This is a genomic window from Desulfocurvus vexinensis DSM 17965 (assembly GCF_000519125.1).
Taxonomy (GTDB): Bacteria; Desulfobacterota; Desulfovibrionia; order Desulfovibrionales; family Desulfovibrionaceae; genus Desulfocurvus; species Desulfocurvus vexinensis.
Window position 1 is genome coordinate 1 of record NZ_JAEX01000018.1, and the last position, 23,684, is coordinate 23,684.

The following is a 23,684-nucleotide window of genomic DNA, read 5'->3' on the forward strand; positions in this document are numbered from 1 at the left end:
TCTCCTCGTCCATGGAGCAGATGACGGCCAACATCCGCCAGAACGCCGAGAACGCGCGCCAGACCGGCAAGATGGCCCAGCAGGCCGCCGAGGACACGGCCCAGGGCGGCCAGGCGGTGACCCAGACCGTGCACGCCATGAAGGAAATAGCCACGAAGATTACCATCATCGAGGAGATCGCGCGCCAGACCAATTTGCTGGCGCTCAACGCCGCCATCGAGGCCGCGCGCGCGGGCGAGCACGGCAAGGGCTTCGCCGTGGTCGCCGCCGAGGTGCGCAAGCTGGCCGAGCGCAGCGGGTCCGCCGCCGCCGAGATCAGCGAGCTGTCCTCGGGCAGCGTGCGCGTGGCCGATGAGGCCGGGCAGATGCTTGCGCGCATCGTGCCCGACATCCGGCGCACCGCCGACCTGGTGCAGGAGATCGCCGCCGCCTGCGCCGAGCAGGACGCCGGGGCCGCGCAGATCAACAAGGCCATCCAGCAGCTCGACCAGGTCATCCAGCAGAACGCGGGGGCCTCGGAGGAAATGGCCTCCACCTCGGAGGAGTTGTCCAGCCAGGCCGAGCAGCTGCGGGTGACCATGGGCTTCTTCCGCATCGGCACCCAGGCCCCGGGGGCGCAGCGGGCCGTGGCGGGCCGCAGCCCGCGCAAGGCCCTGCCCGGCCCTGCGGCCCCGGCCCCGGCCAAACCCCGCGAGGGCGTGCGCATCGCCCTGGACCAGGGCCAGGACGACGACGGCTTCGAGCGTTTCTAGGTCAGGAGGGACCGGGAGGCCGGGCCGCGCCCGGGCGGGCGTGGCGCATCCGATGCCTTGGGCCGCCCTGCTGCGCCCTTCGCCCCGCGCGGGCGGGCCCGGTCGGCAGCGCCCTTCGGAGAGGCCCCGCGCCCGGTCGTGCCTGGGGTGTGGCTTCCCGGGGCGCGGTAGGGTAGTATCGCCCCCGGCGGGCCCGGGCCGGAGCTGTTCCGGCCCCCGGGGCCGCAGGGGCGGAGGGCCATGATCGCAGTCAGGCTCATGGGCGGGCTGGGCAACCAGATGTTCCAGTACGCCGCCGGGCGGGCGCTTGCCGCGCGCACCGGGGGCGAGCTGGTCTTCGACCTGTCGGCCCTGCGGGCGGACCCCCGGCGCGGCTACGCCCTGGGGCCGTATCCCGTGCGCGGGCGCGAGGCCGCCCCCGGGGAGCTGGAGCGCTTTCCGCCCCGGCCCCCGGCGCGCGGGCGGGCCTGGGCCCTGGCGGCGCGGCTGCGCGCGGCCCTGGCTCCGCGCGGGGCGGGCCCCGTGCGCTTTGACGAACCCCACTTCCACTACGCTCCGGCCTTCGCGGCCCTGGCGGGCGATGTGTACCTGGACGGCTACTGGCAGTCCGCGCGCTATTTCGCGCCCGTGGCCGAGGCCGTGCGCGCCGAGCTGACCCTGCCCGCCCTGAGCCCTGCGGCGGCGGAGCTGGCCGCGCGCATCGCTGCCGGGCCCTCGGTGGGTCTGCATGTGCGCCGGGGTGACTACGTGAGCGATCCGCGCATCGCCCGCACCCACGGCGCCCTGCCGCCGGACTACCACCGCCGCGCCTTGGCCCTGGCCGCCGAAGGCCTGGGGCGGCCCGAGGTCTTCGTGTTCACCGACGACCCCGGCTGGGTGGCCACGGGGCTGGACCTGGGCGCGCCCTTCACCCTGGTGCGTGGACTGTCGGCCCACGAGGACCTGCATCTGCTCTCCTTGTGCCGGGGCCGGGCCATCGCCAATTCGTCCTTCAGCTGGTGGGCCGCGTGGCTGGGCGGGCCGGGGCGCGTGGTGGCCCCGGCGCGCTGGTTCGGCCCCGAGCGCATGCGCACCCGGCGCCTGGACGACCTCTGCCCCCCGGGCTGGGTGCGGACGTGAGCGGCGCGCCCCGGGCCACGGTGCTCACCGCCGTGTACAACGGCGCGCCCTGGCTGGCGCAGTCCCTGGCCAGCGTGCTGACCCAGGATTTCGCGGATTTCGAGTTCGTGGTGGTGGACGACGCCAGCAGCGACGAGAGCCCGGCCATCCTCGCCGCCGTGGCCGACCCGCGCCTGCGCGTGGTGCGCAACCCGCGCAACCTGGGCCTGACCGCCAGCCTGAACCGGGGCCTAGAGCTGGCCCGGGGCGATGTGGTCCTGCGCCACGACGCCGACGACCTGTCGCTGCCCGGGCGCTTCGCGCGGCAGATGGCCCTGCTGGACGCCCGGCCCGAGGTGGGCGTGTGCGGCGGCTTCGCGGCCATGGTGGACGGGCAAGGTAGGTCCCTGGATATCTACCGCGTGCCCGTGGGCCACGGGCCCATCGCCTGGGCCGTGGGTTTCGGCCACGCCTTCGCCCACCCCGCCGTGGCCGTGCGCACCGGGCTGCTGCGCGCCGTGAGCGGCTACGACCCCGCCTGGCGCGTGGCCCAGGACCAGGAGCTGTGGACGCGCCTGGTCTGGACCACGCGCATGGCCAACATTCCCGAGCCGCTGGTGGAATACCGCCAGCATGCGGGCATGGCCTCGCGGGTGCGCGGGGCCGAGCAGCGCGACGGCGACCTGCGGGCGCGCGGCCGGTTCCTGGGCCGCCTGCTGGGCCGCGAGGTGCCGCCGGAGCTTTTGCGCTGGAACAGCGTGCCGCCCCTGCCCGGGGCCCCGGGGCGCCCGCCAGGGGCCGACGCCCGGGAGATTGCGGGCTTTGCGCGGGTCGTCGCGGGCGCCCTGGGCGCGTTGCGCCGCCAGTTCTGCGCCACGCGGGCCGAGGCCCGGGCCGTGGGGAGGCTGGCCGGGCGCAAGCTGCACGCCCTGGCCGCCGGAGCCGCCGGGGCGGGCGCGGCGCTGCTGGCCGCGCGGCTGCTGGCCCGGGCCGTGACCCTGGACCCGTCGCTGCTGGCCTCCGCCGAGCTGGCCCGGGCCGCGCGCGCGGCCCGGCGCGCCCTGGGCGCTCCGGGGAGAGGGCGGGCGTGAAAATCCTGCACGTGGCGCCGCAGCTGTCCGGCGGGGGGCTCGAAGTCTACCTGCACGAGGCCGTCCGCCGCCTGGCGGCCCTGGGCCATGCTTCGGCAGTGCTCCATGGCCGCGCGGGGGGCGCGCTGCCCGCCGGTCTCGCGGCCCGGGCGTACCATGTGCCCGGGGTCACGGACCTGGGCTGCCCCGGGCTGGCCGCGCGGCTGGCCGAGGTGCGCGAGGTGCTGCGCGCCGGGGCGCCGGACGTGATCCTGGTCCACGGCGCCACGCAGCACTGGCTGGTGCGCCTTTTGGCCGGGGCCGCGCCCCTGGTGCGCTTCGTCCACGACACCCACTGCCTCTGCCCCGGGGGCGGCAAGACCCTGCGCCGGAGCACGGCCTCGGGCGGGCCCGAGCCCTGCCCGCACCCTCTGGGCCTCGCCTGCCTAGGCCGGGCCTGGACCCGCCGCTGCACGGCGCGCGACCCGCGCGTGGCCCTGCCCCTGCTGGCCCACCTGCGGGCGAACCTGGCCCTGTACCGCCGCCGGGCGGCCATGGCCTGCCCCAGCGTCTTCATGCGCGGGCTGCTGGCGCACAACGGCTTCGACCCCGCGCGGGTCGCGGTGCTGCCGCATTTCACGACCCTGCCCGCCCAGGCCCCCCCGGCCCCGGGGGCCTGCGGGCCCGTGGTGCTCTATGCGGGGCGCGTGCATTGGGGCAAGGGCCTGGGGGAGCTGCTGCGGGCCCTGGCCCTGCTGCCGCCCGAAGCCAGCCTGGACCTGGCCGGGGACGGGCCGGACCTGGCGGGGGTCAAGGATTTGGCGCGCAGCCTGGGCCTGGAGGGCCGGGTGCGCTTCCACGGCTGGCTGGACCCCCCGGCCCTGGGCGCGCTGTATGCCCGGGCGGCGGTGGTGGCCGTGCCGTCCCTGGTGCCCGAGGCCTTCTGCATGGCGGGTATCGAGGCCATGGCCTACGGGCGGCCCGTGGTGGGGGCGGATTCCGGGGCCATCGGCGAATGGCTGGAGCACGGGGTCACGGGCTGGCTGGTGCCGCCGGGGGATACGGCGGCCCTGGCGGCCCGGCTGCGGGAAATTCTTTTCAGCACGGAACTTGCAGAAGAAATGGGCACAGCGGGGCGTGAGCGCGCGGAGCGCGATTTCACCCCTGGCGCGCACGTCTCCGGGTTGGTCCAGCTATTGGAGCGGACAGCCCGGGGCGGCTGATCCGCCCGCAACCGGCAGCGGGCCTCCCGCACCGGCAACCGGGGCCGACCGAAAAGGATTTTTGGACAGCCCGAACCATGCGCATTCTCGTCCTGACCCCCACCTTCCTGCCCGTGGTCGGCGGAGCGGAACTCCTGCTGCTGCACGTGTTCCGGCGTCTGGCCGCGCGGCATGACATCCTGCTGCTGACCCCGCACCTGGCCCCGGAGCTGCTGGCGGCCCACGGCAATCCCGAATACGACGCCCTGGTGAATTTCGAGGTCCGGCGCTACGCCGACCGCGTGAGCCTGATGCGCATCCCCGGCCACCGGGCCTCGCGGGGGGCCATCCCGCCGTTCTCCCTGTCCGCCGTGGGCGCCGTGGTGCGCGCGGCGCGCCAGTTTCGGCCCGAGGTGCTCAACGTGCACTACTGCATGCCCACGGGGCTGGCGGCCTGGGCCGCCCAGCGCCTGCTGGGCCTGCCCACGGTGCTCAGCCTGACCGGGCGCGACGTGCCCGGGCCGGGGGTGCCGCCGCTGTGGGGTGTCTGGCACCGCCTGGTGGGCCGGGCCTGCGCCGGGCGGACCTACGTCACCGACTACTGCCGCCGGGCGGTCTATGGGCCCGGGGCGGGTGCCGGGGCCGGGGTGGTCATCGCCAACGGGGTGGACGACGCCCCGCCCAGCCCGCCGGGAGCCGTGGCGGCCCTGCGCGCGGAGTTGGGCGTGCCGCCGGACGGGACGCTGGTCTTCGCCCTGCAACGCCTGGACGCGGTCAAGCGCGTGGACGTGCTGCTGCGGGCCCTGCCCCTGGTGCTGCGCGAGCACCCGCGCACGGTGCTGGCCGTGGGCGGCACGGGCCCCGAGGCGGGCGCCCTGCGCGCCCTGGCCCGCGGGCTGGGGGTCGCGGGCGCGGTGCGCTTCACGGGCTTTCTGCCCGCCGCCGCCGTGCCCCTGCACATGGACGCCGCCGATCTTTTCGCCTTCCATTCGACCTACGAGACCTTCGGCATCGTGCTGGCCGAGGCCATGATCCGGGGCCGGGCCGTGGTCTCCGTGGCCGACCCGGCCATCGCCGAGGTGGTGGACCACGGGCGCACCGGGCTGCTGACGCCCGTGGGCGACCACGAGGCCCTGGCCCGCGCCCTGGGCGACCTGCTGGCCGACCCCGCGCAGCGCGCGGCCATGGGCGAGGCCGGGCGGGCCAAGGCCCGGGCGCTCTACGGCTGGGACGCCCTGGCCGGGCAGTACGAGGCGGCCCTGGCCCGGGCGGCGGGCGGGGGCGGGCCATGAGCGCGGCCCCGGCTCCCGGGCTGCCGCTGCGCGTGGCCTATCTCTTCGGGCACGACCATTTCATGGGCGGCGGCGAGCGCAGCACCGCCGAGCTGATCCGGGCCCTGGACCCGGAGCTGGTGCGGCCCCTGGTGCTTGTGCCCGGCCCGGGGGAGCTGCGCGAGCATTTCGCGGCGGCGGGGGTGGACACGGCCCTGGCGGCCCTGCCGACCCTGCGCGCGCCGCTGTCGCCCGCGCCGTGGCGGGCCGTGGGCGCCCTGGCGCGGCTGCTGCGCCGCCAGGGGGTGGCCGTGGTCCATGCGGGCACGCCCCGGGCCGCGCTCTACGCGGGGCTGGCCGGACGGCTGGCCGGGGTGCCCGTGGTCTGGCATGTGCGCGAATCCCTGCGCGACCTGCCCTGGTACGACGCCCTGCTCGCCGGGCTGGCCTCGCGGGTCGTGTGCGTGTCGGCGGCGGTGCGCGAGGCGCGGGTGCGGCCCCTGGGGGCCTGGGCCGCAGCCCGGGCTGTGGTCATCCACAACGGCGTGGACACCGCGGCCCTGCGCCCCGATCCCCACGCCCGGACGGCCCTGCGCGTGCAGCTGGGCCTGGGGCCGGACGCGGTGCTTGTCGGGCTGGTGGGCAACGTCATCGCCCGCAAGGGCCACGACGTGTGCCTGGAGGCTCTGGCCCTGGCCCTGGAGGCTGCGCCGGGGCTGCCCGTGCGCCTGCTGCTGGCCGGGCGCCAGGAGCCCGAGCCGCAGTTCGCGGCCCGGGTGCGCGCCCTGGCGGCGGCCCCGGAGCTGGCCGGGCGGGTGCTGGTCATGCCCTTCACGACGGACGTGCGCGCCCTGTATTCCGCCCTGGACGCATTGGTGCTGCCCACGCGCAGCGAGGGCTTCAGCCGCGCGCTCATCGAGGCCATGAGCATGGGCCTGCCCGTGGCGGCCTCGGACCTGCCCGAGGTGCGCGAGGCCTTGCCCGGGCCGGAGCACGCCCTGCTGGCGCCCCCGGGCGACGCGCAGGCCCTGGCCGCGCACCTGCTGACCCTGGGCCGCGACGCGGCCCTGCGCGCGCGCCTGGGCGCGGCGGGCCGGGCCCGGGCCGAGGCGCATTTCGACCTGCACGGGCACGCCCGGGCCGTGCAGGACGAGTATTTCCGCCTGCTGGCCGGGCGCGGGCGCACCTTGCGCCGGGCGGCCAAGGGCGCCTGGCTGGGCGCGCGCGGGCTGCTCGTGCGCGCGGCGCCGCGCACCCGGCGGCCCCTGGGCCCCGGGCCGGTGCTGCTGCTGGCCCCGCCGCGCCTGGGCGACGCGGCCCTGGCCCTGGGGGTTCCGGCACTGCTGGTGGGCGCCGGGCGGCGGGTGGAGGTTCTGGGCCGGGGTCCGGCCCTGGACGTGCTGGCCCTGTCGCCCCATGTGGCCGCCGTCCACGGATGCGGGCCCGGGCCCGGCGGGCTGCTGCGCGCGGCGCGCGGGCTGCGCGGGGCGGGCTTCGGCGCCGTGCTGGACCTGGACCTGGACTGGCGGCTTTGGTCCGCCCTGGCCGCGCGGGCCACGGGCGCGCCCTGCGCGGGCTGCGCCGTGGCCGGGCGGGCCCCGCTTTACGACCTGGCCCTGCCCTGCCCGGGCGAAGAACCCATTGGCGACGTGTACGCGCGGTTGGCCCGGGCCCTGGCCGGGCCGCAGACTCCCGCGCCCGGCGGGCCGCTGCTGGCCGTGCCCGGGGCGGCGCAGGAGGCCGTGGCCCGGCGGCTGGCGGCGGCGGGCATCGGTCCGGACGAGCCGCTGGTGGTGCTGCATCCCGGGGCCACGCATCCCACCCAGCGCTGGGGGGAGGGGGCCTTCGCCGCCCTGGCCGGGGCCCTGGCCCGCCGGGGGGCGGCCCGGGTGGCCCTGGCGGGCGGGCCCGGCGACGCGGCCCTGGTGGCCGGGGTGCTGCGGGCCATGGCCCAGGCCGGGGACCCGCCGCCCGCCCTGGCGGCCACGGACCTCGCCCTGCCCGGGCTGGCCGCGCTGCTGGCGCGGGCCACGGTGTTTGTGGGCAACAATTCCGGGCCGCTGCATCTGGCGGCGGCCCTGGGGCGGCCCACGGTGTCCACCCTGGGCCCCACGGTGGCCGCGCGCTGGACCCCGCAGGGCCCGGGGCACACGGTGCTGCGCGCCCGGGGCCTGGGCTGCCTGGGCTGCGCCCTGGCGGCCTGCCCCCTGGGCCGGGCCGCGTGCATGGAGCGCATCGCCCCGCAGGCCATGCTGGAAGCCGTGCTGGCCGCCCTGGCCTGGGCGCGGACCACGGAGGGCGGCCATGACGCGTGAGGTGCGCGCGTGGGGCGCGGCGTTGCCGCCCGGGCCGGTGCTGGCCGTGCTGGTGGCGGGCATCGGCGATCTGGTGCTGGGCCGCGACGCCCTGCGAACCCTGCGGGCAGGTTTTCCGGCACGGGAAATGCATGTCCTTGTCAACGCCCAGGCCCTGCCCCTGGCCCGGGCCATGGACCTGGCCGATGGGCTGCACGGGTTCCCCATCCGCGAGCTGCGCGGCGGGCCCGGGGCCCTGGCCTGGGCGGCGCGCGCCGTGGCGGGCTTGCGGCGCCTGAAGCCGGCCCTGGCCGTGAATCTCTACCCGCCCGCGTCGCGGGCCGGGGCGTTGAAAATGGGCCTGCTGCTGCGCGCCACGGGCGCGCCCGCCCGGGCGGGCGTGGCGGCCCTGGGCCTGGGTCCGTGGCTGACCCGGGGCGTGCCCCCGGCGGAGCTGGCCGGGCTGCACGCGGCCCGGGCCATGGAGCGCGTGGCCCTGGCGGCCGGAGGCGCGGACCCCGGCCCCGCCGGCCCCCTGGACCTCGCCCTGCCTGGGGGCTGCGCCCACGACGCCCTGCTGGCCGGGCCCGGGCCCCTGGTGGGCCTGAACTCCGGCACGGACCAGCCGGGTAAGCGCTGGGCCCCGGAAGCCTTTGCCGCCGTGGCCGACGCCCTGGCCGCCTCCCACGGGGCGCGCGCGGTGATCCTGGGCGGCCCGGGCGAGGAGAGCGCGGGCCGGGCCGTGGCCGGGGCCATGGCCGCGCAGGCCACGGTGCTTACCGGGCGCATGACCTTGCCCGAGTTGGGGCATGTGCTGGCGCGGCTGGACCTCCTGGTGACCACCGATTCCGGGCCCATGCACATGGCGGCGGCGGCGGGGGTGCCCCTGGTGGCCGTGTTCCACGGGTCGGATCCCGCCCGCTTCGGGCCCCTGGGCGCGCCAGGGCGCTGCCGGGTGCTGGTGTCCGGACCCGGCAAGGCCGTGGGCCCGCAGGCCGTGATCGAGGCCTGCCACGAATTTTTGCCCGCAGGGGAGGAGAAATGAGAATTTTCGTTTCCCGGCCCCTGCAATTCGGTTATTATTATTGCTCCCGCAATGGGAGGCGCTGCCGGTGAAAAAACGGGTCCTGCACATCCACACCCTGCCCGTGGTCAGCGGGTCGGGCCTGAACACCTTCCTGTCCATGCGCGGGCTGGACCCCGCGCGCTGGGAGGCGGTGCTGGCCTGCGCCCCGGGCGGGCGGCTGGAGGACTTGGTGCGCGAGGCGGGCCTGGGCTTCGTGCCCGTGCCGGACCTGGTGCAGCCCGTGGACCCGCTGCGCGACGTGCGCGCGGTGCTGACCCTGGCGGCGCATCTGCGCCGCGAGCGCTACGACGTGGTGCACACCCACAACTCCAAGGCCGGGTTCGTGGGGCGGCTGGCGGCGCGACTGGCCGGGTTTCCCCGCGTGGTGCACACGGTGCACGGGTTCGCCTTCCACGACAGCGAGCCCGCCCACCGCAGGGCGCTGTTCCGGGCCCTGGAGCGGCGCGCGGCGCGCTGGTGCGCGCGGATGATCTTCATCTCGCGTCCGCTCATGGACTGGGCCGCGCGCGAGAACATCGCCTGCCCCGGCGGGCACGCGCTGATCCCCAGCGGCATCGAGCTGGAGCGCTTCCGGCCCGTGGCGCCCGGGGAGCGCGAGCGGCTGCGCGCGCGCTGGGGCATCGCGCCGGGCGCGCCCGTGGCGGGCATCGTGGCCAAGCTCTGGGAGGGCAAGGGCCACGACACGCTGCTGGACGCCTTCGCCGCCGTGCGCCGCGAGCTGCCCGGGGCGGTGCTCATGGTCGTCGGCGAGGGGCATCTGCGGCCCGGGCTCGAAGCCCGCGCGGCGGCCCTGGGCCTGGACGGGGCCGTGGTGTTCACGGGCTTTCTGGACGACGTGACCCCCGCAGTGGGGGCGATGGATGTTTCGGTGCTGCCCTCGCTGTTCGAGGGCCTGGGCCGGGTGCTGCTGGAGGCCATGGCCATGGGCCTGCCGGTGGTGGCCTCGCGGGTGGGGGGCATCCCCGACGCGGTGGCCGACGGCCAGACGGGGCTGCTGGTGCCCCCGGGCGACGCCGGGGCCCTGGCCTCGGCCCTGTTGGCCGTGCTTGGCGACCCGGCCCTGGCGGCGCGCATGGGCGCCGCCGGGCGGGCGCGGGTGGACGAACGGTTCGGGGCGCGGGCCATGGCCGCGTCCATCGAGCGGGAGTATCTGACCCTGCTCGGGGAGGTTCAGGCATGAAGAGCGTGACGGGCAAGATCATCCTGGCCGGGGCCCTTGTGGTCCAGGCCCTGCCGACGGTGCGCGGCTATTATTTCGACGCCGGAATGCGCTGGCAGTACATCCTGCTGTTCGCCTTCCTTGTGGCCTACCTGGCCTCGCCGCTGTGCGCGGCCCTGGCCCGGCGCCTCAACGTCATGGACCGCCCGGACCTGCGCAAGATCCACAACCGCGCCACGCCGCTCTTTGGCGGGGTGGCGGTGTTCGTGGCCCTCAACGCCGCCTTGTTGATGAACGGGGTGCTGCTGCCGGGCATGGGCGTGCTCATGGCCGCCGGGGCGGTGATTTTCGCCGTCGGGCTGGTGGACGACGTGCGCAGCCTTTCCCCGCGCGTGCGGCTGCTGATCCAGGTCGGCGTGTCGTTGCTGGTGATCGTCTGGGGCGGGCTGCACCTGACCGTGGCCGTGGGCGGGCCCTGGACGCTGTGGATCAACGTGCCGCTGACCCTGCTCTGGCTGGTGGGGCTGACCAACGCCATGAACTTCTTCGACGGCATCGACGGGCTGGCCGCTGGGTTGTCCATCATCACCTCGCTGTTCCTGGGCATCCTGGCCTTCAAGACCAACCAGCCCGCCCTGGGCTGGCTGGCCGTGGCCATTACCGGCTCCTGCCTGGGCTTCATGCCCTACAATTTCCTGCTCGGCCGCTCGGCGCTGCTGTTTCTGGGCGACGCGGGCAGCACCTATCTGGGCTTCATGCTCGCGGGGCTGGCCGTGCTGGGCGAGTGGTCCACCACCAGCCATTTCGTGTCCCTCACCGCGCCGGTGCTCATCTTCGGGGTGCTGATCTTCGACATGGTCTACATCACCCTGTCGCGGATCAAGAACCGCCGGGTGCGCAACGTGTTCGGCCCCCTGGCCACCCCGGGGCGCGACCACCTGCACCACCGGCTGCTGTTCATGGGCTTCGCGCGCAAGGAGGCGGCCTTTGCCATCTTCACCATCGCCGTGTGCTTCGGGGTCAGCGCGCTGATCATCATGGACGGCCAGCCCGAGGACGCCGTGCTCGGCCTGCTCCAGGCCGGGCTGATCCTGGCGGTCATCGTGGCGCTGATGTGGAAGGGCCGCGACGTGCCGGGGGCGCGGCGCAAGGCGGCCGAGGCGCCGCTGCCCGCGCCCTGGTGCGCGCCCCTGCGCCCGCTGGATGTGGACGGCGCCACCCAGGGGCTCCGGCGCCTGGGCGAGCGCACCCACTAGCCGCCCCGGGCAGCTTTTGCCGCCCTCGCCGGGCGCCTCGGGCGGGCGGCGGCACGAAAGCGCAGCGATGCCGGGGGCCTGGGGCGGGCGCCGCGCGCACGGGTTTGCTGGCCTGGACCTTGCAACGACGCCGGAAACCGGAACCGGGAGCCACCGCCGACCACGGAAACAAGGACGCCACGGATGAACAGCCTGGACTTCTTCGGACTTCGCACCAAGCCCTTCGAGGGCAATACCAACGTGCGGTTCTTCTACATGAGCCAGGGCCACGGCGAGGCCCTGGCGCGCCTGCGCTACCTGGTGCGCGACCGCAACATGGGCATCGGCGTGCTCACCGGCGAGATCGGCAGCGGCAAGACCATCACCCGCTGCGTGCTGGAGCGCATGCTGGCCGTGTCGTCCTTCACCACCGTCAGCCTGGAGAGCTCCAACCTGCCCTTCGGGCATCTGGTGGCCGAGTTCGTGCGCCAGCTCTCGGGCGCGCCTATGGAGCTTGCGGGGCTGACCAAGTACGAGCTGCTGTTCCGCTTCAAGAAGCTGGTCTGGGACAAGGTGGCCAGCAAGGGCGGGCATCTGGTGATCTTCCTGGACGAGGCCCAGCAGATGGCGCCGCGCACCCTGGACGAGCTCAAGAACCTGACCAACCTCTCCAGCGGCGGCGACAATTACCTGACCCTGATCCTGGTCGGCCAGCCCGAATTCCGCGATATCCTGAACGACCTGCCCCAGCTCGACCAGCGCGTGAGCCTGCGCTTCCACCTCAATTTCCTGGCCCGCGACGAGATGGGCCTCTACATCGCCCACCGCCTGCGCATGGCCGGGCTGCCCGAGGGCGCCACGCTTTTCGACGACGAGGCCTGCGCGCTGATCTACCGCGAGACCCAGGGCATCCCCCGGCTGGTGAACAGGATCTGCAAGCTGTCCCTGGATCAGGCATATTCGTTGCAGCGGCGGTTCATCGGGGCGGACCTCGTGACGGGGATCATCGAGGACGTGCACCTGCAAAAGGGCGAGGACGGCACCTCGCGCGGACGGAAATGGTACTGCGCCGCCGGGACGGACGGCGCGCAGCTGGCCTAGCCGGCTGCTGAAAAATCAAACTTCGCAGGTCGTCGAAGAACGGCCTGCGAGGCGGCCCGGCCCCGGGCGGCGGGCCCCCTCGCCACAGGACGTGCGAGCAGGGGAACATGGAAAGCAATTTCAGCATTTTCGACCTGGAGCGCAGGAAGCAGGAACTGGCCAGGGAGCAGGGCTCCCGGGCCGGTGCGCCCGCTGGCGTCCCGCAGCCGGGCCCCGCAGGGCCCGGGGCCGAGGCCGAGGGCGCCCTGTCCGTGGCCGGGCTGCCCGGTGCCCTGGGCCTGGCCCTGGAGGGCATCGTGCGTGCCGTGCGCGGCGGGCAGGAGCCCGACCCCGCGCCCCTGGTGGCCGCCCTGGCCCGGGCCGTGGACGCCGCCCAGCCCGACCGCCTCTACGAGCACGCGGCCCTGGCCTGCTCCGGCGCCGGGCATGTGGAGCGCGCCGTGTTCACGGCCCTGGCCGCCCTGAAGATCGGCGCGGGGCTGGCCTTCGGGCCTGAGCGGCTCATGCGCCTGGGCCTGACGGCCCTGTGGCACGACATCGGCCTGTGCCGCCTGCCCGAGCGCCTGGCCCTGGCCTCCGACCCCCAGGGCCCCCAAAGCCCGCAGGACAAGGCCAAGCTGCGCACCCTGCCCCAGGTCAGCGCCCAGATTGTCAGCCGCATGGGCCCGGAGTTCGCCCCCGTGGCCGAGGCCGTGGCCCAGGTCGGCGAGCGCGTGGACGGCAGCGGGCATCCTGCCGGGCTGCGCGACAAGCAGATTTCCGAGGCCGCGGCCATCGTCGGGCTGGTGGCGCACATCATCTCCCTGCGCCAGCCCCTGGCCCGGGCCAACCCCTACCTGCAGCCCGGGGCCATCCGCCAGGTGGTCAACGCCGAGAAGCAGCGCTTCCCGCGCCGGGTGCTCAAGGAATTCCTGGACCAGATCTCCCTGTTTCCCGTGGGCACCCTGGTGCGGCTGAACAACGACTCCATCGGGCGGGTCGTGGCCACCTTCAGGAGCCAGCCCATGCGCCCGACCATCGAGCTGCTCTACGACGGCCTGGGCAAGCGCAAGGACGCGCCCAAGGTCGTGCACCTGTCCAGCTTCCCCCTGCTGCACGTGGTGGGCGAGGTGGACGCCGCGCAGCTGGCCGGGGCCCGGGCCCAGGCGCCCCAGGAGGCCCCATGAGCCGCCGCGCGCCGCGTCGTCTGCCGTGGCTGGCCGCCGGGCTGGCCGCCCTGGCCTGGGCGCTGCTGGCCGCAGGCTGCGGCGGCACCCTGGCCGCCAAGGGCACCCCCGTGGCCGAGGTGCAGAGCCTGCACGTGGAGCGCCGGGCCCTGGCCGAGCGCTCCCAGGCCGAGCGCGAGGAGCTGGAGCGCATGAGCGCCGCCACGCAGAACAGCGTGTTCAAGACCGTGGACGGCCTGCCCGAGTACCGCATCGGGCCGCTGGACGTGCTGGAGATCGCCTCGCGCTTCGGCGAGGAGGTCCGCGTGGCCGAGGTGGTGGTCAACAACCGCGGGCTCATTTCCTATTCCTTCGTGGACGACCTGCCCGTGGCCGGGCTTACGGCCAGCGAGACCGACGAGCTTTTGACCCAGCGCCTGGGCGACTACCTGCGCAACCCGCGCATCGACGTGCTGGTCAAGGAGCACCGCAGCCGCAAGGCCTCGCTGCTGGGCGAGGTGGCCTCCCTGCGCCAGACCAATTCCAACGTGGCCCTGCCCAGCGGCAAGATCACCCTGACCGGGCGCACGACCCTGGTGGAACTCATCTCGCGCGCCAGCGGCTACACCCAGAGCGCCGACCTGCGCAACGTGCGCCTGATCCGGGACGGCAGGTCCTACGACATCAACGTCTACGACATCATCGAGCAGGGCAAGGACTGGCTGAACGTGGTCATCGACGATGGCGACGTGGTGGACATCCCCGAGCTGCCCGAGGGCGGGCGCAAGGTCTTCGTCATGGGCGAGGTGGCCTACCAGGGCGTGTACGACGTGAAGAAGGCCGACACCCTGCTGGCGGCCCTGGCCGTGGCGGGCATGCCCACCCGCCAGGGGCGCAAGGAGAGCACGCTGGTGGTGCGGCCCGACCCCGCCGGGGGCACCCCGCTGGTCATGTCCGCCAACGTGTCGCGGCTGCTGGAGCAGGGCGACCTGTCCCAGAACGTGACCCTGCGCGAGGGCGATATGGTCTACGTGCCGCGCGAGATCATCGGCGACATCAACGAGTGGATCGTCAACCACACCCCGCTGCTGGACTTCATCATCGAATACCCCAAGGGCGTGCAGGACGTGTACTTCTATCGCAACTACCTGAAGCTCGACAGCAAGAAGCAATAGGCCGCCGTGGAACAGTACGACGTGAACCTGCGCGAATACTGGCGCATCTTCCGCAAGCGCAAGATCACCGTGCTGCTGGCCACGGTGCTGCTGGGCGCGGCCAGCGCGGCGTTTGCCGTGTTCCTGGGGCCGCCGCCGCTGTTCGAGTCCATCTGCAGCGTGCAGTTCTCGCGCGAGCAGCCCGTGGAGGGCGTCTACGAGCAGACCGTCTCCTGGGGCGCCGAAACCAGCCTGCAGGCCCAGATATCGCTCATGACCAGCTACCAGGTCATGCAGGAGGTGGCCGAGCGCCTGGGGTCCGTACCCCCGGGGCTGACCGAGGCCGACCTCCAGCGCCAGCCCGGCCATGCCCAGGTCATCGACGCCCTGCGGGGCCGGGTCAGCGTCTTTCGCGAGCGCAACACCAACATCATCAACATCGCCGCCACGGACCCCGACCCGCGCATGGCCCAGCGCACGGCGGACACCGTGGCCCAGACCTACCAGGACTTCTACCTGCGCGACCAGGGCCGCCGCCAGCAGCGCGCCCTGGCCTACCTCGCCTCCGAGCTGGACAAGACCCGCGCCGAGCTGCGCACCGCCGAGGACGAGTTCAACGACTTCACCCGCGTGCACCAGCTGGTGTCCATCGACCTGCAAGGCGAAGGGCTGCTCACGCGCACCCGCGAGCTCCAGGCCGCCCGCCAGGAGGCCGAGACCGCCAGCGCCGAGCTGGGCGAGCTGCTGGTGCGCCTGGAGCGCTTCGTGGACGCGCCCACGGGCTACGGCGGCGACCTGTATTCCACCTACGCCAACGCCGAGTACGAGACCGTGCGCGCCCGGCTGGTGGAAGACCTGCTGGCCCGCGACAGCCTGCTGGAGGAGTACACCCCGAGCCACCCCACCGTGGTGGCCATGAACCGGCGCATCGTGGAGACCGCGCGCAAGATGGCCGTGGTCGCCCAGGCCCAGCGCGCCAGCCTGGCCAACCAGATGCAGCGCCAGGAGCGCGCCCTGGCCGAGGTCGAGGACAAGATCAACGTGCTCATGGAGCGCCGCCTGACCTACGAGCGCCATCAGCGCCGCGTGGAGTCGTACAACGCCAAGGTGGCCATGCTGGAGGAGAAGAACCGCGAGGCCGCCCTGCGCCAGGCCGAGAAGCCCGACGAGGTGCGCATCGTCAAGCCCGCGTTTCTGCCCTCCACGCCCGTCAACCCGCCCAAGGTGGCGGCCATCGCCTCCATCGGCGTGTTCGTGGGGCTCATCCTGGGCATGATCGCGGCCCTGGTGCGCGAGGCCTTCGACACCTCCGTCGGCGCCACCGACGAGGTGGAGGAGACCGTGGGCGCCAAGGTGGTGGGCGTCATCCCCGACGAGGGCATCCGCGAGATCCGCGAGCTGCTGCGCGAGGGGCGCATGCGCGCCGACGGCTCGCCCCTGCGCCAGACCATGCACCTGGTCTCGCATTTCGTGCCCAAGTCCATGGTCGCCGAGAGCTTCCGCGCGCTGCGCATCAACGTGCAGTTCCTGGGCAAGGAGCGCGGCATCAAGACCCTGGCCGTGACCAGCGCCACCCCCCAGGAGGGCAAGACCGTGGTCTCGGTCAACCTGGCCGTGAGCATGGCCCAGGCGGGCAAGCGCGTGCTGCTCGTGGGCGCGGACCTGCGCAAGCCCATGGTTTCCGAGGCCTTCGGGGTGGACCTGAGCCCCGGCTTGACGGACATCCTGCTGGGCAACTATTTCTGGCGCGACGCCATCAAGACCATCACCGACCTCATGCTCGGCGAGATGGGCATCGACGACGTGATGGCCAACCCCGGGCTGGACAACCTGCACCTGATCACCGCGGGCACGACCTACGCCAACCCCTCGGAACTCATCGAGTCCAAGCTGCTGGGCGAATTCCTGGCCGAGGTGCGCCGCGAGTACGACGTGGTGGTGCTCGACACGGCGCCCATCCTCTCCACGGCGGACCTTTCGGTGCTGGGCACCCTGGTGGACGGCGTGCTGCTGGTCTACCGCGTGGGCGGGGTCTCGCGCGAGCTGTTGCGCCGCGCGGCGGGCGAGCTGGTACGCGTGCGTTCCAACCTGCTGGGCGTTGTGCTCAATGGCATGAAGGCCGGGGCCACCCCCGACTTCGAGGACTTCAAGGCCTTCAAGTACTACTAGGCGCGCGGGCGCGCCGTGCCCCGGGGGCCGACCATGGCGCAGGACTTCATCGGGCCGGGCGGACGCGGCCCCTCCCTGGTGCAGCTGGCCCTGCCGCTGCTCATCCTGCTGCCGCTGGCCCTGGCCTTCGGCTGGTTTTTGCCGCACCTTTCGCCCACCCGGGCCATGGCCTTCGGCGGCGGGCTGGCCCTGCTGGCCGTGTGCCTGTTCAGCACGCGGGCGGCGCTGCTGATCGTCGTCTTCTCCATGCTCCTGGGCCCGGAGTTCAACGTGGGCGGGCTGTCCGCCCAGGGCACCCTGGGCCGCGGCGTGACCCTGCGCATCAACGATTTCGTGCTGCTGGTGGTGGGCTTCGGCTGGCTGGCCAAGATGGCCATCGACAAGCGCCTGGGCCTGTTCCTCAGGACGCCCCTGAACATGCCCATCGCCCTGTACACCCTGGTCTGCGTGCTCAGCTCCGCCCTGGGCACGGTCATGGACCGCGTGGTCATCAAGTCCACCTTCTTCTACGTTCTCAAGTACTTCGAGTACATGTTCGTCTACTTCATGGTCGTGAACCACCTGCGCACCCGGCGCGACATGGAGCTGTTCCTGTGGGCCCTGCTGGCCACCTGCGTGGCGGCCTCGCTGGTGGGCATCGCCCAGATTCCCGGCGGCGGGCGCATCACCGCGCCCTTCGAGGGCGACCAGGGCGAGCCCAACACCTTCGGCGGCTACCTGGTGTTCATGGTCGCCCTGGCCTCGGGGCTTCTGGCCAACACGGCCTCCCTGCGCCGCCGCCTGGGGCTGGGGCTGGTCATCGTGCTGGCCCTGGCGCCGCTGCTGCATACGGGCTCGCGCGGGTCGTACCTCGGGCTGGTGGGGGCCATGGGCATGCTCGTGCTGCTCACGCGGCGCAAGGCCCTGGCCCTGGGCGTGGCGGCCCTGGGGCTTTTTGCGGTGCTGCTGCTTGCGCCGGACATCGCGCGCGAGCGCGTGGAGTTCACCTTCGAGCAGGGCAAGGCCCGGGCCGACGTGGAGGAGGTCATGGGCGTGAAGCTCGACACGTCCTCGTCGGAGCGCATCAAGAGCTGGAAGGACGTGGCCGTGGACGTGCTGGAACACCCCATCCTGGGCTACGGGGTCACGGGCTACAAGTTCATCGACGGTCAGTATTTCCGGGTGGTCATCGAAACGGGGCTGGTGGGCCTGGCGCTGTTCGCGTTTTTGCTTGTCCGGGCCTGGGTGGTGGCCCAGGGGGTGTTCTCCCGGGCCCGCGACGAGCTGGAGCGCGGGCTGTGCATGGGCTTCCTGGCGGGCTTCGCCGGGCTGCTGGTCCACGCCCTGTCGGCCAACACCTTCATCATCGGTCGGATCATGGAGCCGTTCTGGTTCGTGCTGGGCATGGTGGTCATGATCCCCCGGCTGGTGGACGCCCGGGGGCGGCGCCTGTGGGCGGCAGCCCCGGAGCCCGCCCCGGTGTCCGCCCCGGACGCTGGTCCCGCACCCGGCCCCGCACCGCGCGGCTAGGGCCTGCGCCCGTGCGCCCTGGCGGCGCGGGGCGCAACGGGGCGTCGGATTTTCCCCGCCCAGCAAAAAATTCGGGGCTGCCCTCGCGCGCGAGGGCAGCCCCGTTTTCAGGCCGGTCGGACGCCGCAAGGCCCTAGCGCGCGGCGTTTTCCAGCACGCGCAGCAGCCGCGCCGCGCCCGGGGCCGGGGCGTGCCCGCGCTCCAGGGCCAGGGTCCGGGGCGTGGCCCCGGGGGCATAGAGCGCCGCGTTGGCCTCGGTGTCGGGGAAGATGCCCGTGCCGTCCAGGGCCACCCCGGCGAACAGGCCGTCCACCTGGGAGAAATAGGCCGCCCCGCCGTCGTAGGTCATGGACGAGGCCTGCCGCTCCAGGCCCTTGCCCGGGGCTGCGGCCAGCATTTCGGCGTCGAAGCTGAAGCCGTTCTGGAGCATGGCGACGAAGGTGGCGTCGTCCAGGGCCACCAGGGCGAAGGCCGTTTCGGACACCCCGGCCTGGAAGCCCGCGCTGCCCCCGGCCAGGCGCACCAGGGCCGGGGCGCTCCAGGTGCCGTCCGTGTCGCGGCCCACCAGCACGGCGTCGCCTCCGGCTCCGCCGAAGATGAACCCCGCCTTGATGAACCGCGGGGCCACCAGCACGCCGCGGCTTTGGGCCAGGGCCTGGCGCAGGGCCGGGCCCTGGGCGCCCTGCAGGAGCACGTCCAGGGTTCCGGCGGCCAGGTCCATGGTCCGCTGGCCGCGCACGGCGGCCCCGGGAGAGGGGTCGGTGGCGGCGGAGTTCCCGCCGCTGGTGACGCAGGCGGCCAGGGTCAGGGTCAGGGCCAGGGCCAGGATCAGGCCCGGGATGGCGCCCGGGGCCGGGCGGAGGGTGCGGGGCATGGCGAGGGGCTCCCTGTGGAGGTTGCGGTTGCGGGTTTGGTTCCTTGCAGCCGTCCGGGCCGGGGGGGGCGGACGGCCCCGGCGCGCCCGGCGCTGCTTCTGCCTAGCGGGCCACCAGGGTCACGTCCAGGCTGATCATGTCGTGCACCAGGTGCATCCCCAGGCGGCGGAAGAGCTTGCCCGAGCCGTAGTCCATGCCCCAGCGGGTGCGGTCCAGGTCGAAGTGGGCCTTGAGGCTGACCCCGCCGTCCAGCGGCGCGAGGGTCAGGGGCAGGGCCAGGGGCTCGATGCGCCCGCGCAGCAGCAGTTCGCCGCGCACGTGGTAGTTCGCCGCGCCGGGGCTGGCCCCGTCCAGGAATTCCGACTGCACCACCGTGAACTCCGCCCGGGGGTGGCGCTGGGCAAAGAGGAAATCGTCGGACAGCAGGTGGCGCACCAGCATGGCCCGCAGGCCGGGGTCTGTCAGGTCGTCGTCGGCCAGCGAATCCAGGGGCATGCTGAAGCCCCCGCCGACCTTGCCGTCCACCACGCGGATGGTGCCCTGGTCCACGGCCAGGGTGCCGGTGTGCCGGGAGGTGGCGCTGCGCCCGGTCCAGACCACCACGCTCTGGCCGGGCACCACGGTCCATGAGCCGTCGGGCGGCAGGGCCCGGTGGTCCTCGGGCAGCGCGCCGTGGCCCTCCACGGGCAGGCCCAGGCGCATCCAGTCCGCAATGCCCCCGGCCAGCATGTAGACGCGGGTGAAGCCCATGCGCACGAGCTTGGCGGCAGCGGCGGGCGCGTCGCGGGTCTGGTTGTCCTCGCCGTAGACCACCACGGGCACGTCGCTGCCGGGGTCGGCCCCGGCGGCGGCCACGCGCTCGGGGAAGGCCACCTCGAAGACGCAGGCCGGGTGCGCCCCGGGCAGGCGGCGCGCGGCGTGGACCTCGGGCGGCAGCACGTCGAGCAGGACCATGGGGCGGCCCTGGTCCTGCCACTGCTTGAGTTCCTGGGAGGCGATGCGGGTGAAATTGGTATCCTGCATGGGGGCGTTCCTTGGCTGGTTGCGGGGGGCGGCGGCGCGGGGCCGGGGCTTGCTTTCGTTGGCGTCCAGTGTAAGCATTCGCCCGGCGTTTGACCAGCGCCGCAGCGGAGGGTCCCGTGAAACTGTGCGTGCTCGTGGACAATCAGGCCGTCATCGACAGGTACCTGCTGGCCGAACCGGCCCTGGCCGTGCTCGTGGAGCACGGCGGGACGCGGGTGCTCTTCGACGCCGGATATTCCGACGTGCTCACGCGCAACGCCCGGGCCCTGGGCGAGGACCTGGGCCGCCTGGACTGGGTGGCCCTGTCCCACGGGCACCAGGACCACACCTGGGGCCTGCACGCCCTGATCCGCGCCCAGGGCGATGCCGCCGCGCGCACGGGGCGCCTGCCCCGGCCCCGGCTGGTGGCCCATCCCGGGGTCTTCGACTCGCGCAGCGCCGACGGCCTGCCCGAGATCGGCGCCCTGCTGACCTGGGACAAGGCCGCCCGGCATTTCGAGCCCGTGCCCGAGGCCGGGCCGCGCGAACTGGCCCCGGGGCTGTTCTTCCTGGGCGAGGTGCCCCGGGTGCTGGGCTTCGAGCCGCCCGTGGCCCTGGGCCGGCGCGAGGACGGCGCCCCCGACCTGGTGCCCGACGACACGGCCCTGGCCTGCGTTACGCGGCGCGGGCTGGTGGTGCTGACGGGCTGCGCCCATGCCGGGGTCTGCAACACCGTGCGGCACGCCCAGGCCGTGACGGGCAAGCGCAAGGTCCGCGCCGTGGTCGGCGGGATGCACCTGCTGGGTGCACCTGCCGCGCGCCTGGAGGCCACGGCGGACTTTCTGGCCGGGCTGGAGCTCGAAGTCCTGTGCCCCTGCCACTGCACGGACCTGGCGGCCCGGGCGGCCCTGGCCCGGCGCTGCCCGGTGCGCGAGGTGGGCGTGGGCGAGCGGCTGGAATTTTCCTGAGCGCCGGGCTTGGTTTTACGGATTCTCGAAAGGTGACACCGAACCGGAAACAGGCTAGGATGGGGCGGACAGGTTCCCACTTCAGCCCTTCCCAGCCAGGAGAGAGCCATGTGCCAGAATTGCGGGTGCGGCCCCAAAAAGCCGAGCAAGTACGAGCAGCTTATGAATAAGCACGACCATGACCACGAGCATGAGCACGACCACGGGCACGACCATGCCCACACCCACGCCCATCCCCACGCCCACGCCCACACCCATGAGCACGAGCACGGCGGCGAGGCCCACGCCCACGAGCACGTCCACGAGCATGCCCACGACCACGAGCACCACCATCACCACGAGCACGACCACGGCCACAGCCACGGGCATCACCACGGGCACGACGAGGACCATGGCCACCACCATCACCATGGCCACGACCACGAAGACCATCACCACCATCACCACCACGATCACGACCACGACCACGACGCGGACCACGCCCACCAGGGCTCGGACCACGACCACAAGCACTAGCCCGCGCCCGGCGCGGACCAGGGCCCCCCGAGGCGCGCGGCGCCCCGGGGGGCCTTCGCGTTGGGCCTTGCCCGGGGCGCCGGGTTGATGTAACCCCCTTCGGGACGCCGCCGCGCGCGGCCCCCGACGCTCAACCGCAGGCCCAGGAGGACACGTGGACGAACTCGAACGCATCAAGAAGCGCACCTACTGCGAGCGCTGCGGCCACTGCTGCGACAAGGGCGGCCCCGCCCTGCACCACGAGGACCTGGCGCTGTTCGAGCGCGGGGTGCTGGGCTACGCCCAGGTGTTTACCCTGCGCCGGGGCGAGCTGGTGGAGGAGTCCGTGGAGGGCGGCCTGCTGCCCCTGGACGCCGATCTGGTCAAGGTGCGCGGCCAGGGCAACCGCTGGACCTGCCTGTTCTACGACGACGACGGCAAGCAGTGCACCATCTACGACGACCGGCCCGCCGAGTGCCGGGCCTTCAACTGCTGGGCGCCCGACGAGCTCAAGGCCATGTACCGCGCCGGGCGCATCGGCCGGGCCGATCTGGTGCCTGCGGGCAGCGCCCTGCGCGAGATCATCGACGAGCACGAGGCGCGCTGCTCCTGCCTGCGCGTGCAGGAGCTGGCCCTGGCCTTTTTGGGCGGCGACGCCGGGGCCGGGCGCGAGCTGGTGGACACCATCACCTACGACGCGGCCTTCCGCGCGGCGTTCGCCGAGCGCGCCGGGGTCGGCGACGAGGAGATGAACTTCCTTTTCGGCCGCCCGCTGCATGTGGCCGTGGGCCAGTACGGCCTGGAGGTCGGCCGCGAGAACGACCGCTACTTCGTGCGCAAGGCCCCGCAGTGACGCCCGGCCGGTGAGGGCAGGGGCGCGGGGCCGCGCCGCAAGGCCGGGCCTGCCAAACGCCAGGGGGCGTCCGCACACCGTGCGGGCGCCCCCTGTGTGTTGGCTGCCCGGGCGGAGATCAGGGCGCGGGCGGCGGGGCCTCCCCGCCGGTGATCAGCCGCTGGTACCACGCCCAGCACAGGCAGGTCATGGGGATGGCGATGAGCAGCCCGAGCATGCCCAGCAGCTGGCCCCACACCGACAGCGACAGCAGGATGAACGCGGGCGACAGCCCCGTGGCGTTGCCCATGATGCGCGGCACGAGCACCGCGTCCTGGATGAGCTGAACCACGGCGAACACCGCCAGGATCAGCAGCATGACCGTCCACAGGTTCGTGCCCGTTTCCAGGGCGTGGACCGCGCCCAGGAAGAAGGCGGGGATGAACCCCGCGATCTGCAGGTAGGGCACCATGTTCAGCAGGCCGATGAACAGCCCGAGCAGGATGCCCAGGGGCAGGCCGATGAGCGCGAAGCCCACGGCGAACAGCACGCCCACCAGCGCCGCCACCAGGGCCTGGGCCCGGAAGTAGAGGCCCATGGCGAGGCGGAAGTCCTCCACCAGGGCCGTGATCCAGCCCCGGTGCCGGGGCGGCAGGGCCCGGGTCCACTGCCCGCTCAGGCGCTCGTAGTCCAGCAGCAGGAAGATCAGGTAGAGCAGTACCACCACCAGCCCGGCCAGGGCCCCGGCCAGCCCTGCCGCCCCGCGCAGCACCCCGCGCACCCCGGGCAGCACCTTGGCCAGCATGGCCTGGGCCAGGGCCAGGGGGTCGCCGCCCAGGAACATCTCCTGCACCTCGGGCCGCGCGGCCAGGTCGCGCACGGCCTGCCACACGTCGGGCGGCAGGCGGTCCGCCGCGCGGGCGGCCAGCTCCGAACCCTGCACCAGCTCGCGCAGCAGCGCGCCCATGTGGCGCACCTCGGCGCCCACCAGCGGCGCCACAACCAGCACCAGCAGCACCCCGGCCAGCCCCACCAGGGCCAGGGCCGCGAACACGGCGGGCCCCCGGCGGCGCAGCAGCCGCGCAAGCCGCTCCACCAGCGGGTTGATCAGGTAGGCCGCCAGCAGGGCGGCGGCAAAGGGCACCAGCACGTCGGCCAGGGTCCCGGCCAGCCAGACCAGGGCCCACACGGCCCCGGCCCCCAGGGCCAGGCGCACCAGCCGGTCGAGGGTGTAGGGGGTCTGGTCGTTGATCATGGCGTCTGGCT

The 23,684-nt window shown here is 73.8% G+C and carries 20 protein-coding genes; 16 read left to right on the plus strand and 4 right to left on the minus strand.

The window, feature by feature from the left end; translation table 11 throughout:
* From G495_RS0111615 to G495_RS18895, 14 genes are all read left to right on the plus strand, one after another.
* The coding region (locus G495_RS0111615) for a methyl-accepting chemotaxis protein (RefSeq protein ID WP_028587947.1) at nt 1-752 on the plus strand (752 nt) is incomplete at its 5' end.
* A 240-nt stretch (nt 753-992) separates the two neighbouring features.
* A complete protein-coding gene (locus G495_RS0111620; RefSeq protein ID WP_028587948.1) occupies nt 993-1,871 on the plus strand; it encodes an alpha-1,2-fucosyltransferase in 879 nt (292 codons plus the stop codon).
* A complete protein-coding gene (locus tag G495_RS20470; protein ID WP_051445322.1) occupies nt 1,868-2,941 on the plus strand; it encodes a glycosyltransferase family 2 protein in 1,074 nt (357 codons plus the stop codon). The genes G495_RS0111620 and G495_RS20470 overlap by 4 nt, the downstream gene beginning before the upstream one ends.
* A complete protein-coding gene (locus G495_RS0111630; RefSeq protein WP_028587949.1) occupies nt 2,938-4,143 on the plus strand; it encodes a glycosyltransferase family 4 protein in 1,206 nt (401 codons plus the stop codon). The genes G495_RS20470 and G495_RS0111630 overlap by 4 nt, the downstream gene beginning before the upstream one ends.
* A 77-nt stretch (nt 4,144-4,220) precedes the next feature.
* Nucleotides 4,221-5,414, plus strand: a complete 1,194-nt coding sequence (locus tag G495_RS18875) for a glycosyltransferase family 4 protein (RefSeq protein ID WP_035251948.1) — start codon at nt 4,221-4,223, stop codon at nt 5,412-5,414.
* Nucleotides 5,411-7,708 (plus strand): glycosyltransferase, encoded by a 2,298-nt coding sequence (locus tag G495_RS0111640; protein WP_028587950.1) that lies wholly within the window; start codon nt 5,411-5,413, stop codon nt 7,706-7,708. The genes G495_RS18875 and G495_RS0111640 overlap by 4 nt, the downstream gene beginning before the upstream one ends.
* Complete coding sequence (locus G495_RS0111645) at nt 7,698-8,732, plus strand: glycosyltransferase family 9 protein (RefSeq protein WP_028587951.1); 1,035 nt, start codon at nt 7,698-7,700, stop codon at nt 8,730-8,732. The genes G495_RS0111640 and G495_RS0111645 overlap by 11 nt, the downstream gene beginning before the upstream one ends.
* 67 nt (nt 8,733-8,799) lie before the next feature.
* A complete protein-coding gene (locus G495_RS20475) occupies nt 8,800-9,954 on the plus strand; it encodes a glycosyltransferase family 4 protein (protein ID WP_051445323.1) in 1,155 nt (384 codons plus the stop codon).
* Nucleotides 9,951-11,189: an MraY family glycosyltransferase gene (locus tag G495_RS18885; RefSeq protein ID WP_051445324.1), complete on the plus strand. Its 1,239-nt coding sequence runs from the start codon at nt 9,951-9,953 to the stop codon at nt 11,187-11,189. Before G495_RS20475 ends, G495_RS18885 begins: the two co-directional genes overlap by 4 nt.
* 183 nt (nt 11,190-11,372) lie before the next feature.
* Complete coding sequence (locus tag G495_RS0111660; RefSeq protein ID WP_028587952.1) at nt 11,373-12,269, plus strand: ExeA family protein; 897 nt, start codon at nt 11,373-11,375, stop codon at nt 12,267-12,269.
* Between the two features lie 107 nt (nt 12,270-12,376).
* Entirely contained in the window at nt 12,377-13,435 is a 1,059-nt protein-coding gene (locus G495_RS0111665; RefSeq protein ID WP_028587953.1) for an HD-GYP domain-containing protein, read from the plus strand.
* The gene (locus tag G495_RS0111670) at nt 13,432-14,589 is read left to right on the plus strand and encodes a polysaccharide biosynthesis/export family protein (protein WP_028587954.1); all 1,158 of its coding nucleotides are present in this window, start codon (nt 13,432-13,434) and stop codon (nt 14,587-14,589) included. Before G495_RS0111665 ends, G495_RS0111670 begins: the two co-directional genes overlap by 4 nt.
* Nucleotides 14,590-14,595: 6 nt before the next feature.
* Nucleotides 14,596-16,737, plus strand: a complete 2,142-nt coding sequence (locus G495_RS0111675) for a GumC family protein (RefSeq protein WP_028587955.1) — start codon at nt 14,596-14,598, stop codon at nt 16,735-16,737.
* A gap of 33 nt (nt 16,738-16,770) precedes the next feature.
* A complete protein-coding gene (locus G495_RS18895) occupies nt 16,771-18,246 on the plus strand; it encodes an O-antigen ligase family protein (protein WP_051445325.1) in 1,476 nt (491 codons plus the stop codon).
* A 133-nt stretch (nt 18,247-18,379) separates the two neighbouring features.
* Here G495_RS18895 and G495_RS20480 read toward each other — a convergent pair whose 3' ends face one another.
* Both G495_RS20480 and G495_RS0111690 read right to left on the minus strand, forming a co-directional pair.
* Nucleotides 18,380-19,120 (minus strand): lipid-binding SYLF domain-containing protein, encoded by a 741-nt coding sequence (locus tag G495_RS20480; protein ID WP_051445326.1) that lies wholly within the window; start codon nt 19,118-19,120, stop codon nt 18,380-18,382.
* A gap of 103 nt (nt 19,121-19,223) precedes the next feature.
* Nucleotides 19,224-20,144, minus strand: coding sequence for a YceI family protein (locus tag G495_RS0111690; RefSeq protein ID WP_028587956.1), 921 nt, complete (start codon nt 20,142-20,144; stop codon nt 19,224-19,226).
* 116 nt (nt 20,145-20,260) lie between these two features.
* Between G495_RS0111690 and G495_RS0111695 the strand changes: the two genes are divergently transcribed.
* On the plus strand, nt 20,261-21,091 hold the full coding sequence (locus G495_RS0111695) for an MBL fold metallo-hydrolase (RefSeq protein ID WP_028587957.1): 831 nt from the start codon (nt 20,261-20,263) through the stop codon (nt 21,089-21,091).
* Nucleotides 21,092-21,172: 81 nt separating this feature from the next.
* Here the strand turns inward: G495_RS0111695 and G495_RS20485 are convergent, their stop codons facing one another.
* Complete coding sequence (locus G495_RS20485) at nt 21,173-21,592, minus strand: hypothetical protein (protein ID WP_169734383.1); 420 nt, start codon at nt 21,590-21,592, stop codon at nt 21,173-21,175.
* 169 nt (nt 21,593-21,761) lie between these two features.
* On the opposite strand from G495_RS20485, the gene G495_RS18910 reads away from it, so the two are divergent.
* A complete protein-coding gene (locus G495_RS18910; protein WP_051445328.1) occupies nt 21,762-22,439 on the plus strand; it encodes a YkgJ family cysteine cluster protein in 678 nt (225 codons plus the stop codon).
* Nucleotides 22,440-22,557: 118 nt separating this feature from the next.
* On the opposite strand, the gene G495_RS0111710 is transcribed toward G495_RS18910, so the two are convergent.
* The gene (locus G495_RS0111710) at nt 22,558-23,673 is read right to left on the minus strand and encodes an AI-2E family transporter (protein WP_028587958.1); all 1,116 of its coding nucleotides are present in this window, start codon (nt 23,671-23,673) and stop codon (nt 22,558-22,560) included.
* Nucleotides 23,674-23,684 lie beyond the last annotated feature (11 nt).

What these genes read in the sequence shown, in the direction of transcription:
- G495_RS0111670 (WP_028587954.1), top strand. Translation starts at nt 13,432, where the DNA reads ATGAGCCGCCGCGCGCCGCGTCGTCTGCCGTGGCTGGCCGCCGGGCTG.
- G495_RS0111665 (WP_028587953.1), top strand. Translation starts at nt 12,377, where the DNA reads ATGGAAAGCAATTTCAGCATTTTCGACCTGGAGCGCAGGAAGCAGGAA.
- G495_RS20480 (WP_051445326.1), bottom strand. Translation starts at nt 19,120, where the DNA reads ATGCCCCGCACCCTCCGCCCGGCCCCGGGCGCCATCCCGGGCCTGATC.
- G495_RS0111690 (WP_028587956.1), bottom strand. Translation starts at nt 20,144, where the DNA reads ATGCAGGATACCAATTTCACCCGCATCGCCTCCCAGGAACTCAAGCAG.
- G495_RS0111645 (WP_028587951.1), top strand. Translation starts at nt 7,698, where the DNA reads ATGACGCGTGAGGTGCGCGCGTGGGGCGCGGCGTTGCCGCCCGGGCCG.
- G495_RS18895 (WP_051445325.1), top strand. Translation starts at nt 16,771, where the DNA reads ATGGCGCAGGACTTCATCGGGCCGGGCGGACGCGGCCCCTCCCTGGTG.
- G495_RS0111710 (WP_028587958.1), bottom strand. Translation starts at nt 23,673, where the DNA reads ATGATCAACGACCAGACCCCCTACACCCTCGACCGGCTGGTGCGCCTG.
- G495_RS0111640 (WP_028587950.1), top strand. Translation starts at nt 5,411, where the DNA reads ATGAGCGCGGCCCCGGCTCCCGGGCTGCCGCTGCGCGTGGCCTATCTC.
- G495_RS18875 (WP_035251948.1), top strand. Translation starts at nt 4,221, where the DNA reads ATGCGCATTCTCGTCCTGACCCCCACCTTCCTGCCCGTGGTCGGCGGA.
- G495_RS18885 (WP_051445324.1), top strand. Translation starts at nt 9,951, where the DNA reads ATGAAGAGCGTGACGGGCAAGATCATCCTGGCCGGGGCCCTTGTGGTC.
- G495_RS0111620 (WP_028587948.1), top strand. Translation starts at nt 993, where the DNA reads ATGATCGCAGTCAGGCTCATGGGCGGGCTGGGCAACCAGATGTTCCAG.
- G495_RS0111660 (WP_028587952.1), top strand. Translation starts at nt 11,373, where the DNA reads ATGAACAGCCTGGACTTCTTCGGACTTCGCACCAAGCCCTTCGAGGGC.